Origin of the sequence: Lysinibacillus alkalisoli, assembly GCF_014643595.1 — a bacterium.
Classification (GTDB): Bacteria; Bacillota; Bacilli; order Bacillales_A; family Planococcaceae; genus Metalysinibacillus; species Metalysinibacillus alkalisoli.
On record NZ_BMJT01000011.1, the window covers coordinates 64756 to 76883 of the forward strand.

Consider the following 12128-nt stretch of genomic DNA (forward strand, 5'->3'; position numbering starts at 1 on the left):
TATTCTTATCATTTTACCTTTAGACCTAATTTTGACTATTTCATAGGAAATTAGGACTTTGAATTTATGAAACATGGTATAATGAAATTGGAGGTGGAAGTTATGAAAAAGTTTACGATGATCGCAGCTGTTACAGCTTTATTAACTGTACCAAATGCTGCTTTAGCCGAGACCCTTTCTAGCAATGACACATACAGCAAAAATACAGAATATACGATTAAAAATACATATGTTACACAGATGACAGACCAAATTACTGCAGGTATGCAAAAGCGCCAACCTAAAATCAACATTACATATCGTGGCAATTTTGATAATACGAAAGCAGATTTACGTCAATCCATTGAGAATGTCCTACAAAATGATGAATACCTTGCTTACGATTATCGTGGTTATGACGCAAAATGGAGTGGCTATGATGGTAAGGTTACGATTGAGCTAACGATGCGCTATTCCCAAACCTATGACCAAGTGCAGTACGTTGATCGTAAAGCGAAAGAAATTGTTAATCAAGTGACTAATAGCAGCATGAATAATCATGAAAAAGTAAAAGCCATTCATGATTATATCGTGTTAAATACCGCATATGACCATGTAGGGATGAATCAAGCAATCAATACCCCGTATCATGCGCTAACAACAGGGAAAACATTGTGTAATGGTTATGCAATGCTTACATATCGCATGTTACAAGAGGTAGGGATTCCCACACGTTTAATTAGCGGAGAAGCGGGCCAGGGAGCAGATACTATCGGTCACGTGTGGAATTTGGTACAACTTGATGGCAAATGGTACCATCTCGATACGACGTGGGATGACCCTATTCCTGACCGTAAAAATGAAGTATCCTATGACTATTATATGTTAACAGACAATATGATTCGCACAGATCATTTCTTTAAAACAGGTGGTCTTAACAATCATGATAAACCATATCCTGTTGCAACAGCTAACTATGTAGATACAATCAAGCAATATCCTGCCGTTCAACGTGAATTAGGATTGAACTATTTATATGCTAATGATGCATCACAATTAACGTCGCAAATCGTTGGGCAATTAAATCGTTTTGAAAATAACTTCACGGTTGTGTTTAACGGCTCGCAACATGCCATTGCAAACGCTATGCAACAAGCTGTAAATCAAGCTAATCATGGTAAAATTAGTTACACTATTTCGCAAACACCACGTGTGCCAGGGCATATTATTCAAGTGCGTGCCCAATATGCCAATGATGCGCAAGTGAGTGATGTAAAAATCTCGCTACCAACAAACATGCAAGTAGGGGATGGTGTACCAGCAAAAGCACATGCTGTCTTATCTAATGGACAAAGTTTTGCTGTGCACAATGAAGCTACGTATGCCACATCAGATGCACGTGTAGCTACTGTGGAGAATGGTGTTGTCATTGCTAAGAGTACAGGTAAAGCAACGATTACTGTCAATTACCGAGGGGTTGAACGCAAACAAGTCATTAGCGTACAATCGGCGCCAAAACGTTTATTCTATCCTTTACAAGGGATTGCCTCGGTTGGTGAGGCTATGCAAGTAGACCCGAAAAAAGCATGGACATTTACGTTTGATGAAGAGGTACAAGCGGCAGATGTATATGTGACAACAGCTTATGGTGAGCGAGTAGCCATTCAAGTTATTCAACAAGGGAATAAGGTTATCGTTGCACCTCGCAATGCCTACCAATCTAAAATGACATACTTCGCAGTTATAGAGGCAACGACTTCTAAAGAAGAGACACCAATCAGTTACCGTTTCACAATTAAATAACAATAAGTAAGAGTGGTAGAGTGTATGATTCTACCACTTTTTTATTTGAATAGTTTTGCCCTATATACTTGCATTTTTTGTGACTTATGGGCGTTGTGCATCTCATATAATACGCTATACTAAGCATAATAAAGTTGAATACTGAGGTGTTACATGAAAATCCATCAAATGAAATGCCCGGAATGCGGTGGGCAAATGCAAAAAGAAAGTGCCAATCTATTACAGTGCCCCTTTTGTGCCTCGAAGTACATGATTGAAAAGGAAGAGCCCTATATCATTGAAGTAACGCAAATTACAAATCATTATCATTATGATGCACCTCCCACTAAGAAGTTGGTAAGGGGTGGTGTTATAGGGATTATTATAGGCATCATTCTAGTGGCAAGTATGGCTGTAGTAGGGAGTGGGCTCTTAACAAAGACGTTGCCTAAAGAACAGGTTGAAGTTGCTACACGCACGGTGCCACAGTCTGGTGTAGGGATTGCTTTTGTCGAACAAGTTTTTAATAAGCCAATCGCTCAAATTACGACAGAGGAGTTGGCAAGTTTAACCTACATAAGTGTAAGGAATGTTGAACGCGCCTCACAGTGGCGTTTTGACTATGGTTTTGAAGATTATCATAGTGAAACAGATTATCAACCGCTTACACTTTTGATTGATAGCGATAAAACATTAGAACAACTGGACTTCACAAGTTTTACAGGTTTGCAATACTTGCATTTTAATGATGATTATGAATTACAAGTAGACTATGAGAAATTCACGTTATCAGGATTAAGTAAATTACGCTTTTATGGTGCAAGTTTTAATCAGCCGCTACGGCAAATTATAGAGGGCTTAGCCGAACCAACGTCACTTGTTGGTTTGGAGGTGCAGCTACGCTCAGAGGAAGATGTTGCATTACTTGCACAGCTACCTCATTTAACGTCATTAAAAGCGCATATTGTGGAAAGTAACGCCTATGATTTTTCACTTGAAGCGATGAAAAATTATACGCAATTAGAAGCAATTTCACTGTTAACAAGACAAGGTGATGTCTCGTGGTTGACGAGTTTGTCTAACTTAACACACTTAAGTATCGAAATGTTAGACGGTCAGTTACAAGATGCGACGTTATATGCATTACCTCATCTCGAATCGCTCACATTGACTCGGCAAGCACAGCTAAAGACTATTGATTTTGTACAAAATATGCCTAAATTACAGGCGCTACATCTAGCTCATACTCGTGTGCAAAGTCTTTCACCTTTAGCAGAGCGTACAAGTTTATTGCACTTAACGTTAAAACATAATGACGCGTTACAAGATTTATCTAGTATTCATACGTTGACAAGTTTGCGAGAGCTTGATTATGAAGGGCAACAAACATTAACAGCTACAGATGTTGGCAGCCTTCCTACGTTACAGCAAGTGACAATACGAACAGGAGATTTACCTGCATTACACGATATATCACAGCTTCAAAGCTTAACCTTAAAGGGTAGCAGTAGCTTTGATGCAGCAGCTACTAAAGTGCCAAGTGTAGAAAGGTTTGCTTTAGAAGACGTATCCATTAATGAAGGAATGTTACCATTTACACCGCAACAGCTCTTCGTATTAGATAGTGATATGGATGCGACATCATTTACACAACTCAGTGCTCAAGCACAACAAGTACAACTAGTCAATAGTACAGTGTATGTGGATCAAGGTGATATCACATTTGCTCCTACACTACAGCAGCTCACTATTCAAAATACACAACCTACTTTTGTGCGTGATGGCGATGCGATAAGTGACCAAGCATTTTGGGCAAAGTTGCAACGAGCGACATCGCTACAACAACTCACCGTGTGGGCACAATCTCTAGACTCACTTGATTTTATTGTGCCGTTTGCGTCATTACAATCTGTTGATTTTACGAATAATTACATTAAAGATTGCGCCCCTTTATTACAAGTCCCGCCATTACAAAAGGCTAATTTAACTAATAATCCGCTAACGAATGCAGGGCTTTTAAGAGACCAAGTATTTGTGATTGAGTAAATAAACTGTAATAATAATAAACGAACTACGGGGATATCCTAGTTCGTTTTTTTGCAAGAGTGTAGGGAGAAGTCAAGAAGAATAAGTAGCCAAATAGGAGGAAGGAATATGAGACGAAATCACATATTCATGATTGGGGTGTTGGCAAGTTTAACGTATGTCTTAACGAAAAGGCGAGCCGCACCAGACAAGCAATTTACTACAGCTATTACAGCGGATGGGGTCACGATTACAAAGTATAACGGGCACTCAAAAGCCGTTACAATACCAGCACACATACATAACCGCCCTGTGATTCGTGTGGCGCAGCAAGCTTTCAAAGATAAAAACTTGCATAATGTCACATTACCTAACACCATACAACATATTGATAACTGGGCATTCGCTAATAATAAACTTACACAACTTATTTTGCCAAACGAACTCATATCTATTGGCGACTGGGCGTTTTATAATAATGCATTAACGACACTTACGCTACCACCACAACTTACGTCAATAGGTGACTGGGCATTTTACGATAACGCATTAACATCACTTACATGTTGCCCTACGCTTACCCATGTGGGTAATTGGGCATTTGCTTTTAACGCATTAACAACGCTCACATTGCCAGCGAGTTTTGCCAATAAGATAGCGGATGAGACATTTCACCATAATCCCATCAAGCAAATCACTTACGAGAGGGAGTGGCCACCTCTTGTTTGATGATGTTATACATAAAAAAACACGCATAGTAGCTTACTGTGCGTGTTTTGCTATTTAACGATATAATTCACTAAATGTTTTGGAGCGATTCGCATTTGCTTCTGTCGCTTGTTGAATAATTTGAGCAAGTTGCGCTTGACGAAATACCTCTAACGCTTCAAAGGTTGTGCCGTTAGGACTTGTAATATTTTCGCGTAGCACACTAGGTTCTTCACCTGTTGCTTCTAACATTGCAGCGGCACCTTTCATTGACTGAATAATTAATTCACGTCCCTTTTTAGCATCAAGACCTAACGCTACCCCTGCTTGTTCAAGGCACTCCACAAAATAGTAAAAATAAGCAGGGCCACTGCCAGCAATGGCGGTAATGGCATGCATGTGAGCTTCATCAACAATTTCTACTGTTCCCACTGTTCTGAAAAATGTGAGCAATTGTTCACGTTCCTCTTGTGAGACAACCTTATTAAAGGCAGCCCCACTGGCTGATAAACCTAACATAGCGGACGTATTAGGCATTAAACGAGCAATGGGGCGTGTGCCTACGTATTTTTCGATTCCTTCAAATGTGACGCCAGCTAAAATCGAAATAATCATCGTATGTGGCTGTAATAAGTGAGCAATGTCTGCTAAGCAATCCACATCTTTTGGTTTCATAGCGAGAACAATAATATCTGCTTGTTGGAAGGTTTGGTCGCCTTCAACAAAACTAGTGCCATAGGTTTCGTGTAAATAGTGTAAGTGCGCGTGATTAGAATGATTTTTCATCGCTACTCGGTGAGGGGTTACAACATCATGATGAATAAGCCCTTTTACAAAAGCTTCAGCAATCGAGCCTGCGCCTAAAAAAACAATGTTTTTTTCTTTCATTGGCGAAAACCTCCTTATTGGTTAATTATAGAAAAGTAATAGACATTGGTCAATGTGCATTAAGGATGTGACAGACTTGTTAAAAAAGAGTAAAATGAATACAGATTCAAATTGTACGAATATGGGGGATGAGGAAGTGAAAGTGCATAAAATTGAAATTCCAACACCGTATAAAGTGGGGGATGTGAATGCCTTTTTAGTAAAAGGGGAGGCGCTTACGATTTTTGATGTAGGGCCTAAAACACAAGAAGCTTATGGGGCAATTGAGCAAGGGCTAAAAACGGCAGGTTATACATGGCAAGATGTTGAACAAGTTGTACTTACACACCATCATCCTGACCACGCGGGGTGGACAGACGCTTTTCCACATGCGGAAATTATGGGACATGAATACAATGATTTATGGCTAAAGCATGATGAGGATTTTCTCACGTACCATGAGGATTTTTATCGTCAAAATTTATTTGAAAGTGGTTTGCCTGGTGGCATTATCGAAAAAAGTATACAAGTGCGTCGTGAAATGGCGTGGGTAGGCAGTCAACCACTCACTAAAATTATTAATGATGGGGATGAGATTCCAGGGCATCCCGGCTTAAAAGCGATTGAAACATTAGGGCATGCACGCAGCCACTTTATTTTTTATGATGAAGCCTCACACGAAGTTATCGGTGGTGATTTATTATTAGAAAAAATCACACCTAATCCATTAATCGAGCCACCATTAAAACAAGGAGAGCCACGTGCAAAATCGCAGTTAGAGTATAATGCCTCACTCGAAATTTTACGCGCATTGCCTGTTTCTACGATGTATACTGGCCACGGGGCCAATTTGACAAATATTATTCCTTTAATTGACGCGCGTAAAGTGCGTTTACATGACCAGGCACTTGCTCTTTATGAGATGATGACTAAAACGGAAGAGATAACACCATTAGAAGCAACAAAACGCATGTACCCTAGAGTATATGAACATCAATTTGGCTTAACCTTATCAAAGACAGTTGGGCTATTAGACTATTTAGAGAGTTTACACAAGGTAACAACGTTTAAACGTGGAGGTATTATTCATTATATTCGCATAACATAATCAACACTCAGTATGTGATAAATTAGCAGGAGGCCATAAAATGAATATTGTCGTAACAGGAGCAACAAGTGGCGTTGGTATGGCTATTGTACGCAAATTATGTGCACAAGGGCATATTGTCTTTGCCACAGGGCGTAGTGAGGCAGGGTTACACGCCTTAAAAGTTATAGGCGCGACAGCGATTAAAGCAGACCTTACCCAACCAAATGACCAAGAGGCTTTAATGATACAGTTACCAGATGTGGATTGTGTTATTTTATGTGCAGGTGTTGGTGATTTTTCGGGTTTTTCATCCCAAACGGATGATAGTATTCAGCAAATGATTGCTGTTAATGTAACAGCAACAGCTTTGTTAGCGAGGCGTTTTACCACAAAGATGCTTGCGCAAGGTTATGGGCAATTGATTTTTATTGGTTCGCAAGCTGGGAAAGTGGCAACACCAAAAGCAGTAGTATATGCGGCAACCAAACATGCTATTGTAGGTTTAGCAAATGGCTTACGCTTAGAGTTAGCTCCTCATCATATCATAGTAACCGCTATTCATCCAGGGCCCATTGATACACCATTTTTACATAAGGCCGATTCAACTAATCGCTATAAAAAAGCGGTAGCAAATGTATTATTGTCACCTGAAAAAGTAGCAGATGAAACGATTAAAGTGATTGGTACCTCAAAACGTGAAGTGAACTTGCCTCGCATTATGGGATTAACAAGTAAAATGTATCAGTTAGCCCCTGCTTTTATTGAAACAATTGGTAAATCCTTTTTCTATAAAAAATAAAACAAAGTGGTAAAGCAGCGATATCGTATGCTTTGCCACTTTTTTTAGAGCTACTAGCTAACATATTGCTACGTTATCTCGGATATGTCCGTAGTACAACATAAAAAGTTAACATTTTATGACTTTTGATTTATGGTGCGTAGCTTTTCTATGATAATGGTATTAAACAAATGGGATATTTAAGCTATGATAAAAGAGTAGGCACTTAATATTAGAGGGGATGTTGAGATTGAAGTCATTGAAATGGAAAATGCTGTTGCCTATTATGGCAATAGTCATGCTAATTATGGCGATATTTTCAATTGTTTTGTATCAATCAACAGAAAAGAGCATCAATGAACAAGGCGAGAGACTCGTACAATCTACAGCGCTTGGCATGAATACAGCCATACATGCGCAAAAAGAAGCAGAGCATATTTTAGAACAAGAAATGTTGGCGGAATCCGTTATGGCTTCCTATATTTTAGCACAAGGCGCGACACATCAAGACCTTAAAACGATTGCTAAACGCGCAAATATTGATGAGATTTGGAGTACAGATGATAAAGGTAATACAACGATTACCTCCATTGCGCCAACGATTGATTTTAACTTTGGCAGTGACCCTAATGGACAAGCGGCCGTCTATATGAAACTTATTGATGGCACAGAAACCAAAATTACACAGCCCGCACAAAAGCGTGACGTTGATAATGAAGTGTATAAATTTGTCGGGGTAGGCGGTTGGCAACAGCCACAAATCGTACAAGTGGCACGCAATGGGCAAGACCTTGTTAAACTTGAACAAGCGATAGGTGTCACCTCATACATAAATAAAATGAAAGACCATCTTGGCGATAGTGTTTTATATGCGGCTGTTGCGAGGCAAGATGGTACAATAATTCACGCGACACATCAAGAAGCACCGCAGTTTTCCATACATAATAAGCAAGGCATTGTAGCGACAAACGGACATTATCAAGGCGAGAAGGCAAGGAGTTATGTACAAGCGTTAGATAATGGCGATTATTTAATTGTTACCACATCTCAACATATTTTAGCACAAATCCAGCAAGCAACATTCATAGCAGCGATTGTGGCGATCCTTCTTATTGTATTATTGACAAGCATTATTATTGGGCGTCAAGTTAAACGTGTGACTGCCATTACCCATTCTTTGCAACATATTGCAACAGGTGATGCTGACTTAACAAAACGCATAGATGGCGCGAACCAAGACGAGATTGGGCAACTTGTACAAGCCTTTAATCAAATGATGTCACAATTGCAACAAATGATGCAACACTTTGGGCAAGAGGCGACAGCCATTTTTACAAGTGTGGCACAAGTACAGCAAAATACCGCAGCCACCATGCAAGCCTCAAAGCAGATTACAACTCACGCAGAGGAGGTACAACAGGCAACAACTACTCAATTGATGAGTACGAATGAGAGCGCGCAAGCTATGGATGAGTTAGCCCGTAGCATTCAACATACATCCGAATCTGTAGCTGTTATGGCAACAATGACAAATGAAACTGTAACAAGTGCTACAAGTGGCGGTGAGGTATTACAAGCATTGATCCAGCAATTAACAGATGCTAACAAAGAGGCGTATCAGACAGCAGTCCGAGCGGAACAATTAACGGTTTTATCGCAAACTATTAGTACATTTACAGAGACCATTACGGCTATTTCAGATCAAACCAATTTATTAGCACTGAATGCTTCAATTGAAGCGGCACGTGCAGGCGATGCAGGGAAGGGGTTTGCTGTGGTAGCTGAAGAGGTACGTCAATTAGCCGATGCTTCTAAACAAGCATCCGACCAAATTGCAGCCATTGTAGGTAACGTGCATCTTGAGACACAAGCCATCGTTACGGCAGTCAATCAGACAGCACAAGTACTGACAACAGGTCAAGAAGTAGCTGGGCGTGCTCAACAAGCATTCACAGAGATTGTTCAACATATTGATGAGGTGTCTATTGAAGTGAATAGCATTTCAAGTGCGGCAGAAGAAGTGGCGGCGAGCACAGAGGAGATTGCCGCTACTTTTGAACATGTAGCGGATGGCTCACGACAAACAGCAAAAACCATTACGACAATGACCACACAAACAAAAGAGCAACAACAACAAATGCATGATTTAAATGAGACGATTATACAATTAGAAGCCATTGCAACATCTTTGCAACACGCAACAGCTCAATTTAAAGCCTAATAAAAAGCACTGTGCCTTTTCACAGTGCTTTTTATTTTTGTTCCATAACATTTTTTTCGTTATACTGAGCTTAAGAAGGAGATGAGAAAGATTCGTTTTTTACAAGCTTTACAACAAGCAAAAGTCACCTTAAATGAGCAACAATTAACGGCTTGTTTACATGTAGACCAACCATTATTATTACTTGCGGCGCCAGGCACAGGTAAAACAACGACAACGATTGCTAAAATCGGTTATTTATTACATGACTGCGCATACCAACCACATGAAATTTTAGCAGTTACCTTTAGCCGAGCAGCAGCCCAAGATATGCGTCAGCGCTTTATGCATTTTTTCCCGCAATTGCCTCCTGTCACATTTTTGACGATTCATGCGCTAGCTTTGCAAATTATTCGGGCTACACAGATGCCATTTCAATTAATTGATGGCGAGTTTAGTGAAAAGCGTCGTATTTTCCGTCAGTTATATCGCGCAAAATATCAAGAATACCCTTCTGAAGAGGTAGTAGAATCCATTGAGAGTTATTGTGGGCTTATTAAAAATTTACATGTCACACCAACACAATTTACAACTATCGCAAAAGAACGAGGGTTTGACATTGTCAAAGGGGCAGAAGAAGTATACGAGGCTTACGAAACATATAAACAAAACCACCAACCTCAATTAATTGATTACGATGATATGTTGACAGAGGCACTCCGTATTTTAGAGACGGATGCACACGTACGTCAAGATTTTACAACGCGTTTCCGTTTCATTTTAGTTGACGAGGCGCAAGATACTTCTGTCGTTCAACATGCCATTATTGAGTGGTTAGCTGAGCCGCATCAAAAAATATATATGGTGGCAGACGATGACCAAAGTATTTATCAGTTTAGAGGCAGTGATGTGACACAGCTTTTCGATTTCACAAAACGTTATCCTACAGGTAAAACCCTTACATTAACACAAAATTATCGCTCTACACAGCAAATTGTCAAAACAGCAAATCAGTTTATTCCACATGTATCAAAGCGTTTTGCCAAAAAGATGACAACGATGAATGAAGAAGGTGTGCCACCACGTATTGTATTATGTCAGTCTCACCATGAGCAGATGACATTTATTTTACACTTGATAAAAGCACAACCATACGCTAATACGGCAGTGTTATATCGGAATAATGCGTCAAGTATTGCAGTCGCACATATGTTAATGGAGGAGAATATTCCATTTTATGTGAAAGATGTGTATGGGCGTTTTTTTACCCATTTTATTATGCAAGATTTACGCAACTATTTGCGTTTAGCTTATGGAAGTCAGGTCAAGCATTATAGGATTATTGACGCGATACGCCCGCGCTTTAAAGGTTATGTAAAGAAGGAGCACATTGCACAGCTCGCAGAGAAAGACCCACAAGCTAACTTATGGGAGACATTACGCACATTGCCACAAATGCAACCGTATCAAATTCGCTTTTTTGAAAAATGTGAGAAAATATTCCCCACATTACAAGACAAAACACCAAGTGATGCCATTCAAGCTGTGCTGTATGAATTAGATTATTATAAACAACTCGAAAAATATATAAACTTTATGAAGATGAATGAAGAAGCTTGTTTACGTATTTTATCTACTATTCAACTCATTGCCCAATCAGCTAAGACATTAGTGGCGTTCTTTACGCGTTTAGATGAATTAGAGCAGCAAATTCGTCAATCTAAACAACAGTACGGACAAGAGGCGGTAACATTATCCACCTTTCACTCTTCTAAAGGGTTGGAGTTTGACCAAGTATTATTAATTGATGTGCAAGAAGGGCAAGTGCCTACTTTTCACGAGGTGAAGGCGTTTGAAGACAATAAGGCGGCACTAGATGAGCCATTACGTCTTTTTTATGTCGCCATGACGCGAGCGAAAACACAGCTTCACATTTTTGCAACGAAACGTCAACCCTCCTCTTTTTTAGCGTATGTAAAATAAGTTTACTTTACATTCTTTTTTTAGTGAAAATAAGGATAAGGATGTGATTTTGATATGAAAAAAAGTATGATTTTTGTCAGCTTACTTATGGTAGTCGCTGTGTGGTTAATCTATGAAAAAAATACACCAAAAGTGAGTTTACAACAAGAAATCGCACAAGGAAAGAATGATAAGGCGCCATTTTCGGCACAAGCGATTAAACAAATGCCCTTAATAGAGTCCATGGCTTCTGTTGTGAGTTATCCGTTAGAAGAAATGCCAGAGACAGCAGATTTAGTTGTCACTGCTGAAGCTGTTCAGCCCTTTGAAGAGCGAGAGCATATTGCCAACTATAATGAAACGCCTGAAGATCACTTACAGCCAAAAACGTTTACAGGTGGTTTTACAAGAACAAAAGTAGTGATTAAAGCATTATTAAGCCTAATGAACGAGACGCATTAACGATAGGTGATGAGCTTACTATTTATGAGCCAACGACAATTTTTGAAGAAGCAGACGGTCATTATGTAAAATATGCGGCTGAAAATTATGTAGCCTTACGTCAAGATACTACATATTTATTATTTTTAGTCAAACCAGACCCTACATCGCCAGATTATGGTTTGCAAAATTTTAACTAATTTAGGCAGAAGTCGCCCATCCTCTATAGGTGGGTGATGAATGCCGTTCGGTATGAGGGGTACCTTTGGTAACTCGAAAACCGACAATTAATGCAA

Annotated in this window: 9 protein-coding genes; 8 read left to right on the forward strand and 1 reads right to left on the reverse strand. The window is 39.6% G+C overall.

Annotated elements, in window-relative coordinates; genetic code table 11:
• Positions 1-102: 102 nt before the first annotated feature.
• The 3 genes from IEW44_RS14035 (at position 103) to IEW44_RS14045 (ending at position 4515) form a co-directional block, all read left to right on the forward strand.
• Positions 103-1782 carry a transglutaminase domain-containing protein gene (locus IEW44_RS14035; RefSeq protein WP_188615687.1) on the forward strand — a complete coding sequence of 560 codons (1680 nt, stop codon included), beginning with the start codon at positions 103-105 and terminating at the stop codon, positions 1780-1782.
• A gap of 153 nt (positions 1783-1935) precedes the next feature.
• Complete coding sequence (locus IEW44_RS14040) at positions 1936-3807, forward strand: leucine-rich repeat domain-containing protein (protein ID WP_188615688.1); 1872 nt, start codon at positions 1936-1938, stop codon at positions 3805-3807.
• 108 nt (positions 3808-3915) lie between these two features.
• The gene (locus tag IEW44_RS14045) at positions 3916-4515 is read left to right on the forward strand and encodes a leucine-rich repeat domain-containing protein (RefSeq protein WP_188615689.1); all 600 of its coding nucleotides are present in this window, start codon (positions 3916-3918) and stop codon (positions 4513-4515) included.
• 54 nt (positions 4516-4569) lie between these two features.
• Here the strand turns inward: IEW44_RS14045 and proC are convergent, their stop codons facing one another.
• Entirely contained in the window at positions 4570-5382 is an 813-nt protein-coding gene (gene proC / locus IEW44_RS14050) for a pyrroline-5-carboxylate reductase (protein WP_188615690.1), read from the reverse strand.
• Between the two features lie 76 nt (positions 5383-5458).
• Between proC and IEW44_RS14055 the strand changes: the two genes are divergently transcribed.
• The 5 genes from IEW44_RS14055 (at position 5459) to IEW44_RS14075 (ending at position 11853) form a co-directional block, all read left to right on the forward strand.
• On the forward strand, positions 5459-6469 hold the full coding sequence (locus IEW44_RS14055; RefSeq protein ID WP_229704258.1) for an MBL fold metallo-hydrolase: 1011 nt from the start codon (positions 5459-5461) through the stop codon (positions 6467-6469).
• Between the two features lie 40 nt (positions 6470-6509).
• Entirely contained in the window at positions 6510-7250 is a 741-nt protein-coding gene (locus IEW44_RS14060) for an SDR family NAD(P)-dependent oxidoreductase (protein ID WP_188615691.1), read from the forward strand.
• A 229-nt stretch (positions 7251-7479) separates the two neighbouring features.
• Entirely contained in the window at positions 7480-9450 is a 1971-nt protein-coding gene (locus tag IEW44_RS14065) for a methyl-accepting chemotaxis protein (protein WP_188615692.1), read from the forward strand.
• 81 nt (positions 9451-9531) lie between these two features.
• Positions 9532-11412, forward strand: coding sequence for an ATP-dependent helicase (locus tag IEW44_RS14070; protein WP_188615693.1), 1881 nt, complete (start codon positions 9532-9534; stop codon positions 11410-11412).
• Between the two features lie 54 nt (positions 11413-11466).
• Positions 11467-11853: a hypothetical protein gene (locus tag IEW44_RS14075; protein WP_188615694.1), complete on the forward strand. Its 387-nt coding sequence runs from the start codon at positions 11467-11469 to the stop codon at positions 11851-11853.
• Positions 11854-12128: the final 275 nt, after the last annotated feature.